We start from the raw sequence: 21,028 nt of genomic DNA on the forward strand, positions 1-21,028 counted from the left end.
TCAGCAATAATAGAATATTTCGACAGAAAATTGTTTTCCGTCTTTAAATTCTAATCGGAATTGGCTGTCTTTTATTATAATACTGTAGATGTGAGGTGATTTTAGAGAAGCTTCAATATAAGTTCCATATTTTTCAATGAAAGCTTTTTCAGACAGTGAATAACATAAAATATTGTAAAGATTGAAAACTTTCTCCCTGATTTTGTTTTTTGCCACAGATTAAAAAGATTCACGCATATATTTTATTTCACGCAGATTTAAAAGGATTTAAGAAGATATTCGCAGATTTTTTATTTTAATCTAGAATCTGCAAAATCTGCGTCAAAAAATCATTTTAATCTTTTTAATCTGTGGCAAACAAATATTCTAGCAATCAGCCATATTTACGGCAACTGCAAGACCTCCTTCAGAAGTTTCTTTATATTTTGAATTCATGTCTTTTGCTGTTTCCCACATAGTATTAATCACTTTGTCTAGAGGAACTTTAGCATTTTTTGAATCTGTTTCTAAGGCTAATTCAGCAGCATTTATTGCTTTAATTGCGCCCATTGTATTTCTTTCTATACATGGAATTTGAACTAAACCTCCAATAGGATCGCAGGTTAAACCTAAATGATGTTCCATTGCAATTTCAGCAGCCATTAAAACTTGAGCAGGAGTTCCGCCCATCAATTCGCATAAAGCTCCCGCTGCCATAGCAGAAGAAACGCCAATTTCGGCCTGGCATCCTCCCATTGCTGCAGAAATAGTAGAACCTTTTTTGAAGATACTTCCAATTTCGCCTGCAACCATCAAAAATTGTTTGATTTCTTTTTCGCCCGCACTATGGTTTTCAATTACCATGTAGTACATTAAAACAGCAGGAATTACACCAGAACTTCCATTAGTAGGAGCAGTAACAACACGACCTAGAGACGCATTTACTTCATTCACGGCAAGTGCAAAACAGCTAACCCATTTTAGAATCTGACGAAATTTAACTTCAGTTTTTCTAATTTCTTCCAACCAGCTTTGCGGATCAGTATAATTGGATAATCCAATTAGGTTTTGGTGCATGTCAAAAGCTCTTCTACGTACGTGTAATCCACCAGGAAGAATACCTTCAGAGTGACAGCCAATGTACATACATTCTAGCATTGTATTCCAGATACGCATTAATTCTGAATGAACTTCTGCTTCTGGGCGCATCGAAATTTCATTTTGATATACAATTTCAGAAATTGTTTTATTTTCAGTAATCGTATAATTCAACAATTCAGCTGCGTTTTGAATTGGGTAAGGAAACGCGCATTTTATTGCTTTTTTTTCTTTCGCATTTGTACGTTCTTCTTTAACGACAAATCCGCCTCCGATAGAATAAAAAGTAGATTCATATTCAGAATCATCAGATTTGTAAGCTGTAAATTTCAAACCATTGGCATGAAACGGAAGAAAGTCTTTGTTGAAAACAATATCTTGAAGAAAAAAGAACGGAATCACTTTTTGGTTCCCCAAATTGATTTCGTTTGTAGTTTCTATCTTTTTAATAATTCCTGCAATATCTTCTACAGGAATATATTCAGGATCTTGTCCGCTCAAACCGAGCATAACGGCAAGATCTGTTGCGTGGCCTTTTCCAGTTAAAGAAAGTGAGCCATATAAGTCGACTTTTACTCTAGTAATGTCGTCTAAAATTGCTTCGTCTTTGAGCTCTTCAAGAAAACGTTCGGCAGCACGCCAAGGACCTAAAGTATGTGAGCTTGAAGGACCAACGCCAATTTTAAGCATATCAAAAACAGAGATACATTCTTCCATTGTTCAATTTTTGTTAAGACAAAGATAATCGAATAATGCAATTATGATTATTTTTTGAATGTTAATCTTGCATATTTGTTAAAAAAGATATTAAAATTTAATAATTCGGCAACGAAATAAATTTAAAACCTTAATATGCACATTAAGTAAAAAGTTCGCTATTTTTAGGTATTTTTGTGAAAGAACGAGTTGTGGAAAATACTCGATTCTTCAATATTAATACTTCTGGATTTTGTTTGAATTCTGAAAAATGTCTTTTTACAAATTATAATGCCACAAGAAGATAAAGTTACCATATGATAGAATTTTTCAGACATCTATTACAAGAATTCGAATTACCTTTAAGCAATCCAGTATTAATTTTTTCATTAATACTTTTTATAATTCTGCTTTCACCAATTTTACTTAAAAAGATTAATATTCCGGGAATTATCGGACTTATTATTTCAGGGGTTATTATTGGTCCGCACGGTTTAAATATCTTGGCAAAAAACTCTGCAGTCGATCTTTTCTCGACAATTGGACTTTTGTACATTATGTTTATTGCAGGGCTAGAATTGGATATGAATGAGTTTAAAGCCAATAGAAATAAGAGTTTGCTCTTCGGTTTTTTTACGTTCATTCTACCACTTTCAATTGGTTTTCCAGTTTGTTTTTATTTATTGAAATATGATTTTAATGCTAGCTTCTTAACAGCAAGTATGTTTGCAACGCACACCTTGGTGGCTTATCCTATTGTCAGCAAATTAGGAATAGCAAAAAATCAGGCAGTTGCTATTACAGTCGGCGGAACTATTTTGACAGATACTGCCGTTTTAATTATCCTGGCTGTAATTATGGGAAGCAGTCAAGGGAATCTAAATCAGGCATTTTGGGTTAAATTGATAATTTCTTTAGCTATTTTTTCTGCTATAATGTTTTTGATTATTCCACGTGTTGCAAAATGGTTTTTCAAGAAACTAGAAAGCGAAAAACATGCTCATTACATTTTTGTGCTTTCAGTCGTTTTCTTTGCAGCCTTTTTAGCTGAAGTAGCAGGAGTAGAGCCAATTATTGGAGCTTTCGTTGCTGGTTTGGCGTTAAATCCTTTAATTCCACATTCTTCGGCATTAATGAATAGGATTGAATTTATTGGAAACTCATTATTCATTCCGTTTTTCCTAATTTCAGTTGGAATGTTAGTTGATGTCAGCGTTATCTTAAGCGGACCAACTGCTTTAATCGTAGCAGGAACTTTGAGTGTTGTAGCAATATTTGGAAAATGGATTGCAGCATTTTTTACTCAAATTGTTTTTAAATATACTAGAACAGAAAGACAGCTTATTTTCGGGTTGAGCAGTGCGCACGCGGCGGCAACTTTAGCTGTGATTTTGGTTGGTTATAAAGCCAAAATTTTAGACGAAAACATTTTAAACGGAACTATTATTCTAATCCTGATTACATGTATTGTAGCTTCGTTTGCGACTGAAAAAGCAGCGAAGAAAATTGCAATTTGCGAAGAAGAGTTTTCTCATGAAGATGCTGAAAGAGATCAAATTTTAGACGAACACATTCTGATTCCACTGGCTAAGACTTCGGCCGCAGCAAGTTTATTGGATTTTGCCCTTTTGATAAAAGATAAAAAATCATCCAATCCAATTACTTTATTAACGATTGTTCCTAATAATAATCAGGCAGAAAAAAATATTTTAAAGTACAGAAAAGCGGCTGATAAATTTGTTATTCAAGGTTCAGCTTCAGAAGTTAAAATTAACACCATTGCCAGAATTGATCATAATCCTGCGAGTGGAATTGCTAGAACTTCAAAGGAAATCATGTCTGATATTGTAATTGTTGGATGGCCGAGAAAAACAGGATTTATTGATAAAATCTTTGGGGAAAATGTAGATTCCATAATCAATAATGTTGATAAAAATCTGTTTATCTGTAGATTCCAAAAGAATTTTATCGAAGAAAAAAGACTAGTTTTTATTTGTCCGCCATTTTCTGAGAGAGGCGTTGGATTTCATTTGTTGCTTCAGAAAATATGCCGTTTATCTCAAGAATTGAGCATTCCGATCGTACTTCATGCCGAATATAAAACGCATGAAACTATTCAGCAAATTGCCAATAATTTGAAATTGAACGCCAAACTAGGATTTAAAAATGTTTCTGATTGGGAAGATTTCGAAAGTATTTCAGACGAAATAAAACCAACCGATTTAGTAGTTTTCAATCTTTCAAGAAAAGGTTCAGTCTCTTATCAGTCTATTTTTGATAAACTGCCACAGAAATTTGAAAAATATTTCAACGATAACAATGTAATTTTAGTTTATCCGCAAGACGATAGGAAAGAAAGTTCAATGGATGCTTATGAAGATTTTACATCATCGCCTTTAGCAAAAGGAATCGAAGCTATAGAGCAGATTGGACGTGGTATTGGAAGTATTTTGAAGAAGAATTAAATTTCATTTTTATGAAAGTTTCTGGCGCGATATTATTTTTTGTTTTTGCTTCTGTTTTTTTGAGCTGTACAAGTAAAGTAAAACAAGAATCAGACATAAATTATCATAAGAATGATAGCGTTGTAAAATTTGTAAAACAAGAATTGCCTGAAAGTTTTGAAGAATTCAATAAAAAGTTTCATTCAGATTCGCTTTTTCAGGTTTCGAGAGTTGATTTTCCTATTGAAGGAAAGCATGTTGCTGGTTTTGAGCAATACAATTGGACACGAAAGAACTGGCAGTTTCAAGCAATTCCAGTTGCCGAAAAAACAGAAATTGGAGAATATCAGCATTCATTGGTAAAAACCGACACCTTGGTTACAGAAAGATTTTGGATTGATAACAGCGGTTTTGAGGTAGAGAGGCAATTTAAATTGATAGGTAATAAATGGTTTTTAATTTATTATAATGATATAAACTTGTAATGCTTCAAGGGGTATTCAATAAATTTTTAGAAAGAAAATAAATGAGAGAAAAAGCATTATTAATTACATTGTTGTTATCATGTTGCGCTTTTGGACAAAAAAACATTACTCATAAAGTTCGTTTACCATCAGATTTTACTGCCCCTTCTAGTTTAAAAGATGGTAAAATAACTAGACTTACGAAAAATGATAGTGTAGAATTAATTGGAAAATGTAAAAAGGGATGCGATTTTAATATTATTAAACTTGAAAAATATAAAGATGAGGCGTTCTCAATTACACAAGTTAGATCATTTGATAAGGAAGTTGTGCTAGAGATTTTACTAGATAAAAATGACGTTTATAATCTAACTACGCAACAAAATTATTTATTGAGTGATACTCTCGATACCAATAACTATAAAAACATTGATTTTGTAATTCCTGTGGGAAAGAGAATCGAGTTGCTATCTAAAGGAAGTAAATATTCGAGAATTTCTGTGTTTAAAGATAAAAGCTGTTTTGTTGGATTTGTTGAGAGTGAAGCAATAAAGGATGTTAAATTTAATAATAAATCTAAAACTATTTCTGTCGATTGTAGAGATAATTCATTGGTAAGAAAAGAAATGTATGACGATTTTGTAGAAGGAACTTACAAAGCAGTCGTGCATTATGGAAATCAAGTAAAACAAGAAACACAATTTGATGTAAAGTACGATCAAAATTTGTTAAAAGTTAGAGGTATAATTTTTAACGAATTTTACAATGAAAAGAAAACAGACAATTCTTCAAAATATGATTCCTTTATCTCTATTCTGATTTATGATAGAAAAGACAAAACATTAAAATATAATGATTTTGTTTATCAATTTGGCGTCGTAAATGATAGAGAAACGAGAGATGGTTTAAAATATAAAATTGTGAAAGTTAAATAATAATATTTTGAAATTTTTAAGCTCAGTAAAACTAGAATCTTAAATAAATATTGAAATGAATCACAAAATAAAATCAATCAGACCTTTTATTGGAGCTAAAAATTTCGAAATCTCAAGAAGCTTTTATCGTGATTTAGGATTTGAAGAAACAGTTTTAGAATCTAATTTTTCAGTTTTTAAATGGGGAGAAATCGCTTTTTATCTTCAAGATTATTACGATAAAAGTTGGATCGAAAATACCATGATTTTTGTCGAAGTTGATGATGTCGAACGCTATTATAGTGAGCTTTCAGCTTTAAATCTCCTTGAAAAGTATGAAGGAGTAAAATTAACTCCAATAAAATATCTAGATTGGGGAAGCGAATGTTTTCTACACGATCCAGCTGGCGTTTTATGGCATTTTGGAAAGTTCAAATGATATTTTTATCACGAATTTATTTTCAATAAAAATTAGTAAAAATTCGTGGAATTAGTGGCAAGCAAAAAAATCATCTCAATACAAAATCACCCAAAACACGCGTTGTGCTTTTGCGCTGATACCAGTCATTATAAACCAATTCTAAATTTTTGACTTCGAATTCTCCAAAATCATAATCACGGAATTTTTCTGCAATTTCTATTAGTTTTTTTGGATTTTGAAGTTTTTCCTGAAAGCGCATTATGGTCGAATGTGCGGTAGAAATTTCGTATCGGCTGTCTATAGATTGCTGTAATCCTGAATTTTTGAAATTTTCACGTAGTCTGTTTCGCAAATTATTCAGCGTTTCATCACTTGGAAATCCCTGAATCATAATTGCCGAAGGAGAAGCAGTTATGCCTTTGTAATGAATTTTTATTTTCTCCACATCAACAAGACTTCTGCAGATTACCTCAATATATTCGTTTGGCGAGATCTGATTTAAAGTAAATTTATCTGAACAAGAAATAATCGACATTACTGTAATATGAATATCTGAATCCGGATAAAAATACTGTCCAGGTTCTGCTTTTTTCAATTCGTTAATAAAAGTCTGAATATTGGCTTTAATTTCATCATTTGGGCGAATAAGCAGTGTGATTCCAAAACGCGAATCGGATTCGTTTTTAAGCTCAGAATCGATAGAGTATTTTCCTGCCGAAATGATTTCAGAAGATGTTTTATAAAGTTGGTTGTAGTGTTCGGTTAAATTCATTTATGGTATTATTTCTTTTTTGCTTTTTGCAGATTTTCTTTGACTCTAAATTTGACAATCTCAGTAATCAAATCATAAGGCATTGGATCTTTTAATGGAAATTGCACAGAACCTTTTCCTGATTTATATTTAGCAAGTTTTTCTGTAAAAGCTTCATGTCCGCTTGGTAAAGCATAAAGTCCAATATGATTTTTAAATGCGGCAAAATAAACCACAATTCCATTCTGTTCAAAAGCCGGCATCGAATAACTGATTTTCTCTTTAGCATCAGGTGCCGCTTTCTGAATTGTCATTCGAACTTTTTCTAAAACTTCCTGAACTTCATTCGGAAATCCACCAATGTATTCGTCTATGTTTTCGGGTTTTTTAACTTCCATTTTCTTTTGTTTTTTGAAGTTTCAAGTTGCCTTTCTTTGCAGTAAAATTTTTTGCGAAGAGTTCGCTAAGATATTTTAATTAGAGACCTAAGTTAAATCCTATATATTAAGTTCGCAAAGCGTTGTCTGTAAAAAGTTTTATCTGCCACAAAGCTTTGTGAACTTTTTCATTTTAAATGGCCTCAAAAAATACTTAGTGTACTTTGCGCAATCCTTCGCGATCTTTGCGGTAAACAAACACACACAGATTTTGCAATTAAATAAGATTAAGCAAGACCTTTCGGAAAACGATCCAAAACCAAATTCAACCGTAAATTATGCTCTAAATAAGCTTTTGCTCCAGCCAAAACCAAAGTAAAACCTTCAGTTGAATTACGAACTTGATCTATAATTTTATCTGTATCGCCATGAAAACCAGAATTGGTAATGCTCACAAAAGTTTCATTTTCGTTTAACGGACTAAAAACCCATTCTACTAGAGTAATTTCGTCAGGATTTCCCCATTCGATCACAATCTTTTTATTTTCTTGAATAACAAGTGTAGTAACAGAAAGAGAGAAACCATACATTTCCCAAGTCCATTCGGTTTTTTGGTTTTCTTCTAATTTCCCTGATCCTTTTGTAAACCAAAATTTACTTGTAATTTGTGGATCAATAAAAGCCTGAAAAACTTCTGAAACAGGTTTTCTTATCAGCATTTCGGCCTTTGCATATTTGTTGTTTTCTGTTTTCATTTTTTTTGAGGTTAGAGGTTGTTTGTTAGAAGTAAGATGGATTTGTAAATATAACTCTAAATTTTGTAGTTTTTGTTCTGAGGAGGCAACTCTTAACTCATAATTCACAATTTATAACTTTTTCTTATCGATCCATTTTCCTACAGTTGGTGCAGTATAACTTCTCATTTTATGCAATAAATCTTCAATAGAATCACTAACCAAAAGCATTTCTCGATTCACTTCTTTCAATAGTCCTTTTTCTGTCATGGTTTGCAGTAATGTTATTAGCGAATCGTAAAAACCGTTTACGTTCAAAATAGCGATTGGTTTTTTATGCAATCCTAATTGTGCCCAAGTCAGCATTTCAAAAAGTTCTTCTAGTGTCCCAAAACCGCCTGGAAGAGCAATGACACCATCACACAAATCGTTCATTTTGGTTTTTCTCTCGTGCATACTTTCTACCAAAATTAATTCGGTTAAACCTAAATGAGCGATTTCTTTAGATCTTAAAAAGTTAGGCAATACACCAATTACTTTTCCGCCAGCATTTAAAGCTCCGTCTGCAACCGCACCCATCAAACCTACATTTGCACCTCCATAAACTAGTTCTATATTTTGTTCTGCTAAAGTTTTGCCTAAAGCTGTTGCTTGTTCTTCGTAAATCTTTTCAGTGCCAAAACTTGAAGCACAGAAAACGGTAATTCTTTTCATTTTTTTTTATTTTTTGAGAAGGAAAAGAGGTAAGAAGAAAGAGATAAGACAATTTTTCCAGCTTCTTTCTTCTTGCCTCTTTCTTCTTTTATTTATTCTTTTTTCTTCAACTCATATTCAAAATACGGCACTTCGACACCATTAACGGTAAATGTCAGCTCATTGATTTTTTCTGCTCCAAGTTTAAGAACGGCTTTTTGCGAACGGAAATTTTCTGCGCCAACGTGAAAAAGTACCGAATTGACGTGTTGAAATGCGTAATCGATCATTGATTTTTTGTTTGCTTTATTGTACGGACCACCCCAATATTTTCTAGTAATAAAAGTGTACCCGATTCCAACATTCGATTTTTCTGGATTATAATCGTAGAAACTCGTTGTTCCCATTACTTCATTGGTTTGCTTGTCAAGAATTAGAAACGGACTTTTTGTGATTATTATATCAAAATAAGTTTTAAAAGAGCCTCTTTCATGTCTGTCCTTAGCCGGGTTTTGTTCCCAAATTAACGGATCTGAAGCGGCTTCAAATAATGCTTCAAAATGTTTTTCTTCTAAGGGAATTAATCTTGAGACTTCGTTTTCTAAAAAGTCTGGTCGTAAATTGAAGTTTGAAGTTTGCATTTTTATATTTTTTTGATTTTTAGTTAAAGACTAAATTTTTCTAATCTGCACACAGGAAACATCTTGCATCTTAATCTCTTTTCCTGTTTTTTTCAATAATCCAGTTTTAGAATCTCTTTTAAAAACGATAATATTTCCAGTTAGCACATTTGATGCAACTAAAAATTTTCCGCTTTCGTCTATGGCGAAAATTCTCGGATGTTTACCTAAAGTAGATTGATAACCAATGTTTTTCAAAAGCCCGTTTTCATCAATAGAGAAAATGGCAATATTATTTTCTTTCCCCCGATTTGTCGCATATAGAAACTTTCCGTCATGAGAAATATGAATATCTGAGCTTTCAAAACCTTCTGTTATTTTATCAGAATGTGTGGCAATGCGCTGGATTTTGTTCAAAACACCATTCTCATAATTGTAAACACTTATTTGTCCAGCCATTTCTTCAATGCAATATCCCCATTTTTGATTGGGATGAAAAGTAAAATGTCTTGGGCCAGCTTCTAAATCAGTTTTGGTAAATGGATTTTTAGTTTCTATTAAAGGCTTTTTCTGATTGTCATCAAAGGCATAACAGCGTATTTTATCTGCTCCTAAATCGGGTAAAAATAAATAATCGCATTGTGGAGAAAATACTGCCGAATGCACATGAGATCGGGTTTGTCTTTGTTTATTTACACTTCCGTCCATATATTGAAAATTCTGTGCAATAGAATCGATTTTACCGTTTTCCAAAAGCGGATAAATAGAAACACTTCCTTCTGTATAATTAGCATTGGCAAGCCATTTTCCGTTTTTATGAACAGAAACATAAACTGGATTTTCGCCACCGCTTCTTTGGCTATTTAAAAAAGTCAAAGTTTTTGCTGACGGATTAAATTCAAAACTGCTTACGCTTCCTGCATTTGGAGTTTTAGTGTCTGTGCAGGCGTAAACATATTTTCCGTTTGGAGAAATAGTTAAATAAGACGGATTTACAATATTTTTTGCAGAAGTAAATTTGGTCAGTTTCCCGTTTAATGTGTCCAATTGATAAACTTGAATAGCTTCAGCTGTTTTATCACGATTATATGATCCTAAAAAAATATAAGTATTTTGGGAAAAGATATTGGCTGTTATAAGAAAGCAAAAGGATAGAAATGTTATTTTTAGTTTCACGGTTTTTAGTTTATTTTGGTTTCAAGTTTCAAGTCTTGTATTCGTTGTCAGGCTGAGCGAAGTTGAAGCCCTAATGCTAATTGAAACGCCCTTCGACTTCGCTCAGGATGACATTACAATTAACAATTAACGAACATTTCGCCACCATTGTTTAAATTCTTGTTTTTCATTTTTTAGTTCTACTGCTTCGCCGATCATTGGTGTAATTAATGAAATCGGATTTTCAGATAAACGATTTAATTCAGTCACTTTATTTAGAGGTTCATCCCAAGAATGTAGCGATAAAGCAAATTTTGAAGAATGTACTGGAAATACTCTTTTTGCTTTTAAGTCTTTCATGGCTTTTATCACATCTTCTGGCATATTATGGATGTATTTCCATTTCTCGTTGTATTGGCCATTATCGAGCAAAGCAATATCAAAAGGCCCATATTTTTCGCCAATTTCAGCAAAATGAGAATCGTAACCGCTGTCGCCGCCCAAATACATTTTAAAATCGTTAGTTTCCAAAACAAAAGAAGTCCACAGTGTGTTGCATCTTTTAAAACCTCTGCCAGAAAAATGTCTTGATGGTGCGGTATGAATCGTAATGTTTTTATCTAATTGAATGGTGCTGTACCAATCTTTTTCGATGATACTTTCTGTTGGAAAACCCCAAAATTCGAAATGTGAACCAACTCCTAGAGCAGTAATGATTTTTTTTGTTTTGGGTTTTAATTTTAAAATTGTATCGTAATCCAAATGATCATAATGATCGTGTGTAATCAATAAATAATCAATTTCTGAAAGATCATCTACGGAATAAATATCAGAACCTTTGAAAGATTTTGTTGTGCCAGGAATAGGAGAGGCGTTTCCGCTGAAAACAGGATCTATTAAAAAACGCTTTCCTTCCAATTGAATAAAATAAGACGAATGTCCAAACCAAACTAAAATATCTTGATCAAGAGGAAGTTCGTGTAAATTGGTTTTTATGGACGGAATCAAATCTGTCGGGATTTTTCTTTCTACTTTTTTAAAGAAAAACTCAAACAAAACTCCAGCCATACTTTCACCTTCTGCAAGATCGGGTGTAAAAGATTGATTTTCGAATTTTCCATTTTTATATTGAGGAGAATTTTGAATTAAAGTTAATCTTTCGCCAGAAGGAGCTTTTCCAAATTTTGGATGCTGAAGAAATCTGAAAATAGCAAATAATAGTAAAAAGACTAGAATTAAGAATGTAATCATTTTATTTTGAGGGATATAATTTTTGAGTGTATTGAATAGAAAGTAAAATTATCTTTTTTAAGATTTCGATATCTATATCTGCTAATTTTTTGATGTAAATACAAGCTTTTGAAGAAGTATGTTTTCCTAATTTTGATAAAAGTTCCTCTCTTTTTTCTTCAGGCAGATAAAAATAGACGGTCATTGCTGTTTTCCTTGGCGAAAAACCAGCCAACGGAGCGTCACCTTCGTGACCACTTTCGTATTTGTAATGGTAACTTCCAAAGCCAATAATGCTTGGTCCCCACATTTTGGGTTCAAAACCTGTTATTTCTTGCATTATTTTTAGGAGTTCAAAAGCGTCATTTTTTTTAACTTCGTTTTCTACAGCGTTAATAAAATCAGTAACACTGTTTTGAGTTTCTGTGGTTTTATTTTTTGCCATTTTATTTACTTTTTACTTAATAAATCACTTCTTAAAAGAAAGTTTTTGATTTTGAATTCAGAAGCATAAAACAAATTAGAATCTTCCGGCATTTGATTTTCTAAAACAATTAGATTGATATCACTTTCGGGGAAATACAAATTTACAGAAGAAAAACCATCTCCTAATCCTGTATGCCCAAGATATTTAACGGATTCTTCTTCTACAATTCGAATTCCGTATCCATAAGGTTGTTTTTCTTTTCCGAAGAAATTGTGCTGAGATAAAATGGTATTTTTAATTAATAATTGATACGATTCTGGCTTTAGAATCTTTCCTTTATGGAGATTATTGTTCCAAATTGCTAAATCAGAAACTGTTGAGATAATGCCATCTGCGCCTAAAGTTTCATCTGTGATTTGTCTTGAGGTATCAGGTTCCAATTGATTTTTTACATTATAATAACCTGTTGCCAGATTTTGTTTTTTATCTTTTGAATAACAAAAAGTGTGATTCATTTTTAATTTCTTAAAAAGGGATTCGGCAACCTCTGTATAGCTTTTTTTAGAGCTGAATTCGACAATTTTTGCAACCAGATTAAAACTTAGATTCCCGTATTTAAAATCGGTTCCAGGTTTAAAAGCCAACGGTTTTTGTAAATCGATAATTCCGTGAGAATGGTTTAAGAGCTGATGAACCGTCACTGAATCTGCCCAAGTTTGAGTTAGTTCTGGCAAATATTTTTTGATTGGTGCATTCAAATCTACTTTTCCTTTTTCGACTTCCAATAAAAGTAAAACGGCAGCAATTAATTTGCTGTTAGACATGATTTCAAATTGGGTATCCATTTTTAATAGTTTTTTGGTTTCGAAATTCGAAAAACCTTCCACTTTTGAATACAGCGTTTTCCCATTTTTAGAAATTAAAACTACACCATTAAATTTTGGGTTTGAGTTTTGAATTATACTATCAATACTTTTTTTGTAATCCTCTTTTTTCTGAGCTGATGAATTGCAAGAAGCAAAAATTAAAACTAGGAGTAAAGAGATTTTGGCGATGCAGTTCATTTGTTTTGAATGGTGAATTGTTAATTATGAATTTTGAAATGTTGCGAATACGTTTTGTTGTTTATAGATTTAGTTTTTGAATTAATAATTTGCCATTAACAATTCACAATTAACTAAAACATTCCGTTTTCATTGATAGAATCTTTTGGAACGGGTTGTCCTAAATCCCAGAGTTCTACAATTTTGTCTTCTTTGAATTTGAGAATATGCACTACTGCAAAACCAATGTCTGAAGGCGTTTGTTTAAGATGAGAATGCACGGCAACCAAGTTTCCGTCTTCTAAAATATGATGTATTTTAAATACCTTATTCGGATTTGTTCTGGCAGATTCTTCCATGGCAAGCATTAAAGTATCTGCATCACCTTTGAAATAGGCGTTGTGATGCTTGAAATTCTTTCCGACATACAATCGAAAACCTTCATGAGAATGTCCTTTTGCTGCCAATTTCAGGAAGTTTTTAGCGATTTCTTTCTTAGTCATGATTCCAGATTTAAAAACGAACTAAGTTATGAAATTAAGTGCTACAAATTTTGCAGAAAAGGATTGGAATTTTATAAAATTAAATGACTTCAGATTTTATTTGACTAATATCTACGCCAAGTTTGAGGAATTCTTTTTCGCCTAATTCGGTTATATAAAAATGCTTTTCTGTGGGATTATTTTTGGCAATCCATTTTTTGTCGGCAAATGTTTCCAGAAGAATTTCTCCCAATTTACCGCCAATATGCTCATAGCATTTTTTTGCTGGTTTTATTGTTTTATCTCTCATTTGTTTTCTTTTTTACAGCAATTCTAGAAGCTAAATAAGCCATTGGAATGTATGCGAAAATTAAATCGACAAAACCAAACCAAATTGGCGATGGTAGTGTAAACATTGTTACAATACCTCCAAATAAAAAAAAAGCTCCAATTCCAAAAGCTAATTTTGTTTTATGATGAATTGCAGTTAAAGCCGTAGTTAATGCGCCGGCAAAGGTGCCTAGCGCATGGGCTAAAAATGGAAAAAGAAAATGCTTTGGCTCGAATAAATGCATTGTTGCTTTTAAACCTTCGGTAGTAGTAACGTCTGCACCATTTGGCGCTGGAATTATAGAGCTACTAATTAGAATGATGCTCATATTGACAACGCTTCCGATGACAAGACCTGCAATTATGGCCAAAGTATTTCTTAAAAATGGATTCATAGCTTTCGTTATTTATTACTACAACGAAAGTAAGAAAATTATTCTTTTGATGATAATGCTCTTTCGGTTTCTATTTGAGGTTTTCCAGTAGCATTAGGCTGTCCTTTGCCAGTTTCGATCAGTTTTTTCAAACTGTTTTCAATGTAATTGCTCCAGCCAGCTTTGCAAACGTCAAAACATTCGTATTCTGGTACTAAACCTACGTGTGTAAAAGTCAGTTTGGTTTTGTTTTCTTCTTTTGAAATATCAAAAATCGCTGTTGTATTAGTCCATTCTGTATCGTCTTTGGTAAAACTGAAATAATTTTCTTCAATCAGCCAGACGATTTTCTGATTCGGGATTACTTCAGTCAATTTTATTTTGCAACGGTGAACGTCTTCGTAATGGTATTTAAATTCGTCACCTTTGTTTGCTGTTTTTCCTTCAATTTCTTCAGACCACCATCCTCTAACATTTTGTATAGCTTTAAAAACTTCTTCAGGTGATTGATTAACAATTATTGTTGTGGTAAAATCGTGCGAGTTCATAATGAATTGATTTTTAAATTAGTAAAGTAAAATTACAATCTAAAAGTCAATTAGTTAAGGTGTTTTAGAGACAAATTTAAGGGGTGTTTCGGACAGAAAAATTATCAAACATTTTCGGTCAATAAGACAATACTCATAATGATTCCAAAAAAAACAATAATGCTTAATAAACCTATTAAAGTAACTCTCCATCCGCCAAAAGTTTCTCCGCCATTTTGAATATGATTTAGAATGTCCTGTTCTTGAAATTTTTTCAAGAAATAAGAAGCCACAACGGAATAAAGTACTGGAAAAAGAATGCTTGGAAAGTTATCAGGAATGATAAAAATAAGCCCAATAATTGCAATCATTGATAAGGCTGTAATAATCCATGTGTTTTTTGCTTTTTCAAAGTCGTTAAATGCTTTGAAGTTTTCTGCAATGCAATAACCTGCAACTAACGGACCTGCAAAAAATGTTCCTATCCTTATAGCTTTTTCTGAGTATATTTTCTCAGTTGGAATTTCTTCAAAAACTGATTTTTCTGTTGTGTCGTTTTGTATCATTTGAGGTTAGTTTATTTTTAAGGGATTATTTTATTGCTTTAATTCTTTGAGGAATTTGATTAATCAGTTCGAAATGTTTTACCATTACGTTTTCTAGTTCTAAAGTTCCTCCCAGAATAATCATTTCTTTTTGGGCAAAACGTTTTCCGAGTCGGTCTTCGAGCATTATTTTTTCCATGCTTTGTGCCATTTCAATTTCGTTAAGAAAATCATTCGGATGACCAGCTGTACAAATTACAAGTCCAAACGGAATGGTTTTCATTTTTCTCGAAGTTTCATTTTGCCCGTAAGCATATCCAACCGAATAAACACGATCGAACCAGCCTTTTAATTTTGCAGGACAATCGCTCCACCAAACTGGGTAAAGAAAAATGATGCAGTCTGCTTTTTCTATTTTTTCTTGTTCGTTTAAAACATCTTGCGGAATAGGAAGTTGTGTTTTTGCAAAACCTTCACGCTCATATTCTGCTTCAGACATATCACTTTCAAAATTGGAAGCATACAAATCTGAGATTTCAACATTCCAATTTTCATTAGCCAAAACAGATTTTAATCTTTCCAAAACCTGAAAAGTGTATGACTTTTTACTAGGATGTGAGTAAACAATTAAAATATTCATTTTTAGACTTTTTAGATTTATAATCGTTTCAAAGTTTAAATCAGTTCTGTACGAAAATACAAATTAAATCGAAATGAAATTATTCTTCTGAAAATTCTAAAATATCACCAGGCTGGCAATCCAAAACTTTGCAGATTGCTTCGAGTGTGCTAAAACGAATGGCTTTTGCTTTTCCTGTTTTTAAAATGGAAAGATTTGATAAAGTTAAATCTACTTTTTCTGAAAGCTCATTTAATGACATTTTTCTCTTTGCCATCATGACATCTAAATTTACTATTATGGGCATAATTTTTTGTTTAAATGGTTAAGTCAATTTCAGATTGAATTTCGATTCCTCTTTTAAAAATCTGACCTACAACAAACATCACAATTGCCATAAAGATCCAAATGCTATGACCTTCAAGATTTAGTGATTCTAAAGTTGGGAGTTTTACTCCATTTGAAGTTATCCAATTATTGAACTTGAAGGCCCAAAAAGAAAACAATCCGATTCCGAAAGCCAAGTACGAAAGATAAGATATAAAACGTCCCATTTCTGCTGTAAAAGGCTGCTCTATATTTAATTTTTTTTCATGCAACATTTTTACAATTAGATAAAACATAATTGCTTTTAAGGTTGCCACAATGCTGATAAAGCATATTTCTTGAATGTAAAAACTAGGGCTGAAATTATATAAATCTAAGAGATCAAGAAAACGTGCATTGTATGAATTTATAGTCATTGTATAAATCCCGTTAAAAAGATACATACCAGCTTCTACACATAAGCCAATAAAAATAATCCATGATAAAACATTCAGGATTTTTAGAATCTGTGGTGTTCCAATTTTTATTTCCATAATAAGCAAGATTAAAAGTAATGCTGCTAAAATAATAAAAATTTATTGATAAACAATAAATAAATGTCTTTTATCAAAAAAAAACTCCAGCATAAGATTTGCTGGAGTTGCTTTTTTTATGTTTGGAAAATATATTATTTGAGCACTTTTCTTTCGTTTTCAAGCATTTTTTCGATATTAAAATAAATTCCATCAACATTGTAAACGCCTTTTTCGAAACTTAAATAATCGCAATTATCTACAAGAGATTGTCCTTTTGACTCGATTTCAAAAAGGTTAAGCAGAATATATTCGTGATCGACCATTAGAACATGAAAGCCAGTTTCGCACTTTTTTCCGTCACCCGAAGAAAGAATGACGTTTAGAATGCTGTGAAATTTAAAGGATGCAATTTTTGCAGAAGTTTCATCGCCCTTTAAGTGATAAATATAGGCTAGATAGTTGAGCTGTCTTAAATCAAATGGGAAATCGTTTAAAGTGTTATTGGCCAGTTTTATGATTTCATCATAATCTGAAGTTTCAAGTTTTTCTTTAGCATAATAAGTGCGAAGTTTTTCGTCTTCGGGAGAAGTCCAAAATGCATTATATTTTGGTTGAAAAAAGTAGCCTAAATATAAATGACGATATTCATCATGCGTTAAAAGAGTATCATTTTTTACCAGTCTTTCCATTAATTTCGGATAAAAGAATTTCGAATTTTTATCATTGATTTCTTTTTCAATGGCTTTGTAATCTGGTTTTGTAAATCCAATTTCTTGTGAATGTAATTGTATTCCGAAACAAAAAAGGAGAAGAAAGATTAGTTGTTTTAGCATGATTTATAAGGTTTTAGGTTGAGTTTTAGGTCTAACTAAAATACAAATTATTTTAACACAAAATCTTCTTATAACTACAGATGCGTGAAGGATGGGAGCGGCATCCTTTTATGGTGGGGTTCACCATAAAAGATATAGCGGACAGCCTGACCCGGAGGGGGACGCCATATCAATTAAACTTTATTTTCAAGATTATTCAATATTCCACTTTCCTTTTTCTTTTGCAATATCGATTAATTTCTGACCGTGTTCTGTCATTAAATTTTGCTGAATCATGCGTTCGGCTCTTTCAATATTGGGTTTGCTCCATTTGTTGGTTTTCGGATTTCGGTGTGAGAAAGTAAGGTAATAGCTTTCTGTATCACGTTTTTTGCAAAGACTGTCAATCCAGCCAAAACAAAGCGCTTCTTCAGTTGCTTCAACTAAATTGACGCTTTGTGTTTTACTTTTTTTATGATACAAAATAAGCCAAACCGATTTTTCTATTTGACTATTTTTTTCAAGCCAATTGCGCCAATCTTGTCTGGTTGGAGCATATACAGCCAATTTTCCGTCTTTAGTTTCCATCTTTTTAGTTTTATTTTATAAAAGTAAAAGGAGTTTGTGACAACAGTGTGTCAGTAATAAAGTTAAAACTAAAAAACTGAAAATTAAAATATTATGTTTTTTTTGGGTTAATGTCCAAGTTGTTTTCGGAGATCTAAATTAAGGTTGTATTGTTCTTCAATAGGAATCATTTTTCTCTGAACTTTGTTGATATCGTTTCCTTCTTCAGTCCATAGAAAAGGATAAAAATTAAAAACCTGATCGCCATGTAATGCTGTAAGGTCTTTTTTCCAGTTTTCCCAACGGTTTCCAGCATAATATTTGTCTAAATCATTATTGAAACAAAACTCTAAAAACTCAGAATAAGTAATATCAAGTTGTTCGTATTCTAGATTGTCTGGGGCAAAATAATATACTTTTCCAAGATCTGTTCCCAATGCGCCTCCGTTTAATAGGTAAAAACCGCCTAGAGCATCGTCTGCAATTAAAAAGAAAGAAGGAGCTTCTCCAAACTCTTTAAAAGATTTTCCTTTGTTCCAATCAGGTAGGCTTCTATTAAGTTTTTGGCTTCCAGAACCAAGAATTCTGATCCAGCCATTATCAATTAAAATTCCGCCAGTTTTATACACTATAGCCCCCATTGGCGAACTGGTTGTAACTTGGGTGTTGTATAAAGCGTCTTTAGCTTTTTGAGGATCTGCTGGAAGAATTTCTACTTTGTTTTTGGCTGTATTTGCCCATTCTTTTACTAATTTCCAGCCAGAATCTGTCTGATCGATAAGTTCATTTAGTGGTCGCATTTTTGTTTGTGAAAAGGTTGTATGGGTTAAAAAAATAAAGGCGATTAAGGGAAAAAATTTCATTTTAGGTTTTATTGTTTTTGAGTTAATTGGTTATTTTAGTCGAAGCAGAACTCCTTTTCGTTTGACGATATTTTTATAATCCCATTGAATTTCTATGCTTTTTTCGAGCCAGCGTTTTAAATCTTCTTCGTTAATTTGATTAGCGTTTGTATAACGCATTTCTGCTGCTTTAAACGATCCTTCGTTTTGTAGTTTTTCTTCTTCAAAAGATTGTCCGCTCCAGAAAAGCAATCTAACAGAACCTTTTAGTTTACTGTAGCCTACAATTGGATTTCCGTCTAAAAACCAAACAGGATGCGCATGCCAGATTTTGTTTTCAGATTCGGTTAAATTCTGGTCTATTAAGTTATAAAGAAGATCGCAGATTTCTTTATCTTCAGCGGTCTGTGAATTATTATAAGTCTGAATTTCTGATTTCATAATAATTGATTTTTAATTAGGTACTGATTTTTGATAAAGTTATAAAAGATCTCAGGATTATTTTTATTGTAATCTTGTTATGAAACTGACAAGATAAATAAAAAATCCGATCTGCTAATACAAATCGGATTTTGCTACATTTATTGATTTTATTGTTGTAATTTTTTCATGAACTCATTTGAAGCAAGTTCTAAGGCTTTGTAATAATTCCCTTTTTTAAGTTCTGGAATAGAATACGTACTAATTATATTTTGTGTTTCCTCTTCGGTTAATTTATATTTTATAAAATTTACGCTTAAAACTTGAATTTGGCGTAATGATTTGCTGACAACAATTAATAGGGTAGGATCTAATCGTGGATCTTTTGATAAAAATTTATCAAGATCCATTGCAAACTCATCAAAAGACTGAAATGGCGCGAAAGAAGGAGTTGTTATAATAACAATTTTGTAAAGGTATTTTTTTTCGAAAGTGTTTAGAGTAGTGTTTAAATACTTGAGTTCTTCTGGTTTTAATACTTTTTCGAAATCGTTGACACAGTCAGTTGATTGAGCAAATGTGCCTTTTAAACGTGAAGCAAAATCGGTGTCGGTTTTTGTTTGGGCAGATAAAAGAACTGAGGTGAACAGCACTAGCGTAAAGAATAATTTTTTCATTCTGTGGCATATTAGATTTGGTGCAGCAAAAGTAGCATATTCTTTAATTTTAAACAGATGAAAAATAGAATAGTTTTGATTTGGATTTGAAAAAAAAGAGTTTTTATAAAAATGAAAATCCGACCTGTTTTTCACAAATCGGATTTTAAAGTTTTCTATTGCAATAAAGGCAATAAATGATCCCACTTTAATTCTTTTGCAAAATCTAAAGCAGTTTTGCCTGTTGCGGTTTTTGCATTTCTATCTGCGCCAGATTCTAATAAAACTTCAACAGATGTCTGATTGCCTGCAATAGTTTCACGATGTAGAAAAGTATAGCCTAATTCGTCTTGGTTGGATACTTCTTCGGGGTTATTGGCAACGAATTCAATAAGACTTTCTTTCATGTTTTTGCTCATTGGGTGTTCAATCAGATTTTCAGGTTTTTCTTTTTGTTCATTCACAACTAGAACATCATTGAAATCTCCAAAATCTAATCCCCAAGCTTCATCATGCGATTCTCTTTCATCTTCGCTCATCTCAGAGCGCATTGCTTGAATTGTAAATGCTCCATAAGTTTGGCCATCAATAGCAAACAGCCAGTCACTAATCTGATTTATCGGAATTGCAATTTCGTCTCCATTGTTTACATTAGTTAGTTCATCGGGATCATTTACTAAAATTCCGTATATGTTTTCACCATCAAAGTTTACATCGTTAATCCACATATGTTCTACGATAGTTTCTCCGTCTATTTCTTGAGTAAAAGCCAGTTTTACGCAAGCTACATCCAATCCTGGAACTATTCGTCTATATTCCCAAGATAATTCTCTCCAGAAATATTTAAAGGTTTCTTGAGCCTTTTTGTAAGCCTCAATCATTTTTGGATTTTCTCCGTCGGCGTAGAATATTTTTGTTTCTTCCATAAAAATGAATATTTATAATGATTTATAAAAGTAATCTTTT

The 21,028-nt window shown here is 32.3% G+C and carries 28 protein-coding genes; 4 read left to right on the forward strand and 24 right to left on the reverse strand.

Translation table 11 applies throughout. The annotated features are described in order from the left end of the window. Nucleotides 1-366: 366 nt before the first annotated feature. Entirely contained in the window at nucleotides 367-1,794 is a 1,428-nt protein-coding gene (locus tag JI750_RS15010; RefSeq protein WP_202003590.1) for an L-serine ammonia-lyase, read from the reverse strand. A 296-nt stretch (nucleotides 1,795-2,090) separates the two neighbouring features. Between JI750_RS15010 and JI750_RS15015 the strand changes: the two genes are divergently transcribed. From JI750_RS15015 to JI750_RS15030, 4 genes are read left to right on the forward strand one after another with little or no spacing between them, the layout of a single operon-like run. Beyond that, a complete protein-coding gene (locus JI750_RS15015) occupies nucleotides 2,091-4,238 on the forward strand; it encodes a cation:proton antiporter (RefSeq protein WP_202003593.1) in 2,148 nt (715 codons plus the stop codon). Between the two features lie 11 nt (nucleotides 4,239-4,249). Continuing rightward, nucleotides 4,250-4,702: a hypothetical protein gene (locus JI750_RS15020; protein ID WP_202003595.1), complete on the forward strand. Its 453-nt coding sequence runs from the start codon at nucleotides 4,250-4,252 to the stop codon at nucleotides 4,700-4,702. Between the two features lie 41 nt (nucleotides 4,703-4,743). Then, the gene (locus tag JI750_RS15025; RefSeq protein WP_202003597.1) at nucleotides 4,744-5,616 is read left to right on the forward strand and encodes a hypothetical protein; all 873 of its coding nucleotides are present in this window, start codon (nucleotides 4,744-4,746) and stop codon (nucleotides 5,614-5,616) included. A gap of 55 nt (nucleotides 5,617-5,671) precedes the next feature. Next, nucleotides 5,672-6,034, forward strand: a complete 363-nt coding sequence (locus JI750_RS15030; protein WP_202003600.1) for a VOC family protein — start codon at nucleotides 5,672-5,674, stop codon at nucleotides 6,032-6,034. A gap of 70 nt (nucleotides 6,035-6,104) precedes the next feature. Here JI750_RS15030 and JI750_RS15035 read toward each other — a convergent pair whose 3' ends face one another. From JI750_RS15035 to JI750_RS15145, 23 genes are all read right to left on the reverse strand, one after another. Beyond that, nucleotides 6,105-6,788, reverse strand: a complete 684-nt coding sequence (locus JI750_RS15035; protein WP_202003603.1) for a 2'-5' RNA ligase family protein — start codon at nucleotides 6,786-6,788, stop codon at nucleotides 6,105-6,107. Between the two features lie 8 nt (nucleotides 6,789-6,796). Continuing rightward, nucleotides 6,797-7,165 (reverse strand): iron chaperone, encoded by a 369-nt coding sequence (locus JI750_RS15040; RefSeq protein WP_202003606.1) that lies wholly within the window; start codon nucleotides 7,163-7,165, stop codon nucleotides 6,797-6,799. 266 nt (nucleotides 7,166-7,431) lie between these two features. Further along, nucleotides 7,432-7,899 carry an SRPBCC family protein gene (locus tag JI750_RS15045; protein ID WP_091133198.1) on the reverse strand — a complete coding sequence of 156 codons (468 nt, stop codon included), beginning with the start codon at nucleotides 7,897-7,899 and terminating at the stop codon, nucleotides 7,432-7,434. 111 nt (nucleotides 7,900-8,010) lie between these two features. After that, entirely contained in the window at nucleotides 8,011-8,592 is a 582-nt protein-coding gene (locus JI750_RS15050) for an LOG family protein (protein WP_202003609.1), read from the reverse strand. A gap of 92 nt (nucleotides 8,593-8,684) precedes the next feature. Then, a complete protein-coding gene (locus JI750_RS15055) occupies nucleotides 8,685-9,212 on the reverse strand; it encodes a GNAT family N-acetyltransferase (protein ID WP_202003612.1) in 528 nt (175 codons plus the stop codon). 30 nt (nucleotides 9,213-9,242) lie between these two features. Further along, entirely contained in the window at nucleotides 9,243-10,367 is a 1,125-nt protein-coding gene (locus JI750_RS15060) for a lactonase family protein (protein WP_202003615.1), read from the reverse strand. A 126-nt stretch (nucleotides 10,368-10,493) separates the two neighbouring features. Further along, nucleotides 10,494-11,597, reverse strand: coding sequence for an MBL fold metallo-hydrolase (locus JI750_RS15065; RefSeq protein ID WP_202003629.1), 1,104 nt, complete (start codon nucleotides 11,595-11,597; stop codon nucleotides 10,494-10,496). A 1-nt stretch (nucleotide 11,598) separates the two neighbouring features. Continuing rightward, nucleotides 11,599-12,021 carry a DUF1801 domain-containing protein gene (locus tag JI750_RS15070; protein WP_202003632.1) on the reverse strand — a complete coding sequence of 141 codons (423 nt, stop codon included), beginning with the start codon at nucleotides 12,019-12,021 and terminating at the stop codon, nucleotides 11,599-11,601. A 5-nt stretch (nucleotides 12,022-12,026) separates the two neighbouring features. After that, a complete protein-coding gene (locus JI750_RS15075) occupies nucleotides 12,027-13,067 on the reverse strand; it encodes a serine hydrolase domain-containing protein (protein ID WP_202003635.1) in 1,041 nt (346 codons plus the stop codon). A gap of 113 nt (nucleotides 13,068-13,180) precedes the next feature. Beyond that, nucleotides 13,181-13,549: a nuclear transport factor 2 family protein gene (locus tag JI750_RS15080; protein ID WP_202003638.1), complete on the reverse strand. Its 369-nt coding sequence runs from the start codon at nucleotides 13,547-13,549 to the stop codon at nucleotides 13,181-13,183. 79 nt (nucleotides 13,550-13,628) lie between these two features. Beyond that, entirely contained in the window at nucleotides 13,629-13,838 is a 210-nt protein-coding gene (locus JI750_RS15085) for an ArsR family transcriptional regulator (protein ID WP_202003641.1), read from the reverse strand. Beyond that, a complete protein-coding gene (locus JI750_RS15090; protein WP_202003644.1) occupies nucleotides 13,828-14,253 on the reverse strand; it encodes a hypothetical protein in 426 nt (141 codons plus the stop codon). Before JI750_RS15090 ends, JI750_RS15085 begins: the two co-directional genes overlap by 11 nt. A gap of 38 nt (nucleotides 14,254-14,291) precedes the next feature. Next, a complete protein-coding gene (locus tag JI750_RS15095; RefSeq protein ID WP_202003648.1) occupies nucleotides 14,292-14,780 on the reverse strand; it encodes an SRPBCC family protein in 489 nt (162 codons plus the stop codon). Between the two features lie 104 nt (nucleotides 14,781-14,884). After that, nucleotides 14,885-15,325 carry a hypothetical protein gene (locus tag JI750_RS15100; protein WP_202003651.1) on the reverse strand — a complete coding sequence of 147 codons (441 nt, stop codon included), beginning with the start codon at nucleotides 15,323-15,325 and terminating at the stop codon, nucleotides 14,885-14,887. A 25-nt stretch (nucleotides 15,326-15,350) separates the two neighbouring features. After that, nucleotides 15,351-15,944 carry an NAD(P)H-dependent oxidoreductase gene (locus JI750_RS15105; RefSeq protein WP_202003655.1) on the reverse strand — a complete coding sequence of 198 codons (594 nt, stop codon included), beginning with the start codon at nucleotides 15,942-15,944 and terminating at the stop codon, nucleotides 15,351-15,353. 79 nt (nucleotides 15,945-16,023) lie between these two features. Then, on the reverse strand, nucleotides 16,024-16,230 hold the full coding sequence (locus JI750_RS15110; RefSeq protein WP_057116634.1) for a helix-turn-helix domain-containing protein: 207 nt from the start codon (nucleotides 16,228-16,230) through the stop codon (nucleotides 16,024-16,026). A 10-nt stretch (nucleotides 16,231-16,240) separates the two neighbouring features. Then, entirely contained in the window at nucleotides 16,241-16,783 is a 543-nt protein-coding gene (locus JI750_RS15115) for a DUF2975 domain-containing protein (protein ID WP_202003658.1), read from the reverse strand. A gap of 134 nt (nucleotides 16,784-16,917) precedes the next feature. Next, the gene (locus tag JI750_RS15120; protein ID WP_202003661.1) at nucleotides 16,918-17,598 is read right to left on the reverse strand and encodes a DUF4919 domain-containing protein; all 681 of its coding nucleotides are present in this window, start codon (nucleotides 17,596-17,598) and stop codon (nucleotides 16,918-16,920) included. 192 nt (nucleotides 17,599-17,790) lie between these two features. Further along, nucleotides 17,791-18,165, reverse strand: coding sequence for a YdeI/OmpD-associated family protein (locus JI750_RS15125; protein ID WP_202003664.1), 375 nt, complete (start codon nucleotides 18,163-18,165; stop codon nucleotides 17,791-17,793). Between the two features lie 107 nt (nucleotides 18,166-18,272). Beyond that, nucleotides 18,273-19,007 (reverse strand): DUF2625 domain-containing protein, encoded by a 735-nt coding sequence (locus JI750_RS15130; RefSeq protein WP_202003667.1) that lies wholly within the window; start codon nucleotides 19,005-19,007, stop codon nucleotides 18,273-18,275. 30 nt (nucleotides 19,008-19,037) lie between these two features. Further along, nucleotides 19,038-19,427, reverse strand: coding sequence for a DUF1801 domain-containing protein (locus tag JI750_RS15135; RefSeq protein ID WP_202003670.1), 390 nt, complete (start codon nucleotides 19,425-19,427; stop codon nucleotides 19,038-19,040). Between the two features lie 149 nt (nucleotides 19,428-19,576). Next, nucleotides 19,577-20,083 (reverse strand): TPM domain-containing protein, encoded by a 507-nt coding sequence (locus JI750_RS15140; RefSeq protein WP_202003673.1) that lies wholly within the window; start codon nucleotides 20,081-20,083, stop codon nucleotides 19,577-19,579. Nucleotides 20,084-20,238: 155 nt separating this feature from the next. Next, nucleotides 20,239-20,988: a DUF2314 domain-containing protein gene (locus JI750_RS15145; protein WP_202003676.1), complete on the reverse strand. Its 750-nt coding sequence runs from the start codon at nucleotides 20,986-20,988 to the stop codon at nucleotides 20,239-20,241. Between the last annotated feature and the right edge of the window lie 40 nt (nucleotides 20,989-21,028).

The organism is Flavobacterium tagetis (assembly GCF_016735615.1).
In the GTDB taxonomy this organism is placed as follows: Bacteria; Bacteroidota; Bacteroidia; order Flavobacteriales; family Flavobacteriaceae; genus Flavobacterium; species Flavobacterium tagetis.

Excerpts from the sequence above, each read along its gene's own strand:
- JI750_RS15010 (WP_202003590.1), bottom strand. The coding sequence starts at position 1,794 with ATGGAAGAATGTATCTCTGTTTTTGATATGCTTAAAATTGGCGTTGGT.
- JI750_RS15015 (WP_202003593.1), top strand. The coding sequence starts at position 2,091 with ATGATAGAATTTTTCAGACATCTATTACAAGAATTCGAATTACCTTTA.
- JI750_RS15020 (WP_202003595.1), top strand. The coding sequence starts at position 4,250 with ATGAAAGTTTCTGGCGCGATATTATTTTTTGTTTTTGCTTCTGTTTTT.
- JI750_RS15025 (WP_202003597.1), top strand. The coding sequence starts at position 4,744 with ATGAGAGAAAAAGCATTATTAATTACATTGTTGTTATCATGTTGCGCT.
- JI750_RS15030 (WP_202003600.1), top strand. The coding sequence starts at position 5,672 with ATGAATCACAAAATAAAATCAATCAGACCTTTTATTGGAGCTAAAAAT.
- JI750_RS15035 (WP_202003603.1), bottom strand. The coding sequence starts at position 6,788 with ATGAATTTAACCGAACACTACAACCAACTTTATAAAACATCTTCTGAA.
- JI750_RS15040 (WP_202003606.1), bottom strand. The coding sequence starts at position 7,165 with ATGGAAGTTAAAAAACCCGAAAACATAGACGAATACATTGGTGGATTT.
- JI750_RS15045 (WP_091133198.1), bottom strand. The coding sequence starts at position 7,899 with ATGAAAACAGAAAACAACAAATATGCAAAGGCCGAAATGCTGATAAGA.
- JI750_RS15050 (WP_202003609.1), bottom strand. The coding sequence starts at position 8,592 with ATGAAAAGAATTACCGTTTTCTGTGCTTCAAGTTTTGGCACTGAAAAG.
- JI750_RS15055 (WP_202003612.1), bottom strand. The coding sequence starts at position 9,212 with ATGCAAACTTCAAACTTCAATTTACGACCAGACTTTTTAGAAAACGAA.
- JI750_RS15065 (WP_202003629.1), bottom strand. The coding sequence starts at position 11,597 with ATGATTACATTCTTAATTCTAGTCTTTTTACTATTATTTGCTATTTTC.
- JI750_RS15070 (WP_202003632.1), bottom strand. The coding sequence starts at position 12,021 with ATGGCAAAAAATAAAACCACAGAAACTCAAAACAGTGTTACTGATTTT.
- JI750_RS15075 (WP_202003635.1), bottom strand. The coding sequence starts at position 13,067 with ATGAACTGCATCGCCAAAATCTCTTTACTCCTAGTTTTAATTTTTGCT.
- JI750_RS15080 (WP_202003638.1), bottom strand. The coding sequence starts at position 13,549 with ATGACTAAGAAAGAAATCGCTAAAAACTTCCTGAAATTGGCAGCAAAA.
- JI750_RS15085 (WP_202003641.1), bottom strand. The coding sequence starts at position 13,838 with ATGAGAGATAAAACAATAAAACCAGCAAAAAAATGCTATGAGCATATT.
- JI750_RS15090 (WP_202003644.1), bottom strand. The coding sequence starts at position 14,253 with ATGAATCCATTTTTAAGAAATACTTTGGCCATAATTGCAGGTCTTGTC.
- JI750_RS15095 (WP_202003648.1), bottom strand. The coding sequence starts at position 14,780 with ATGAACTCGCACGATTTTACCACAACAATAATTGTTAATCAATCACCT.
- JI750_RS15100 (WP_202003651.1), bottom strand. The coding sequence starts at position 15,325 with ATGATACAAAACGACACAACAGAAAAATCAGTTTTTGAAGAAATTCCA.
- JI750_RS15105 (WP_202003655.1), bottom strand. The coding sequence starts at position 15,944 with ATGAATATTTTAATTGTTTACTCACATCCTAGTAAAAAGTCATACACT.
- JI750_RS15110 (WP_057116634.1), bottom strand. The coding sequence starts at position 16,230 with ATGCCCATAATAGTAAATTTAGATGTCATGATGGCAAAGAGAAAAATG.
- JI750_RS15115 (WP_202003658.1), bottom strand. The coding sequence starts at position 16,783 with ATGGAAATAAAAATTGGAACACCACAGATTCTAAAAATCCTGAATGTT.
- JI750_RS15120 (WP_202003661.1), bottom strand. The coding sequence starts at position 17,598 with ATGCTAAAACAACTAATCTTTCTTCTCCTTTTTTGTTTCGGAATACAA.
- JI750_RS15125 (WP_202003664.1), bottom strand. The coding sequence starts at position 18,165 with ATGGAAACTAAAGACGGAAAATTGGCTGTATATGCTCCAACCAGACAA.
- JI750_RS15130 (WP_202003667.1), bottom strand. The coding sequence starts at position 19,007 with ATGAAATTTTTTCCCTTAATCGCCTTTATTTTTTTAACCCATACAACC.
- JI750_RS15135 (WP_202003670.1), bottom strand. The coding sequence starts at position 19,427 with ATGAAATCAGAAATTCAGACTTATAATAATTCACAGACCGCTGAAGAT.
- JI750_RS15140 (WP_202003673.1), bottom strand. The coding sequence starts at position 20,083 with ATGAAAAAATTATTCTTTACGCTAGTGCTGTTCACCTCAGTTCTTTTA.
- JI750_RS15145 (WP_202003676.1), bottom strand. The coding sequence starts at position 20,988 with ATGGAAGAAACAAAAATATTCTACGCCGACGGAGAAAATCCAAAAATG.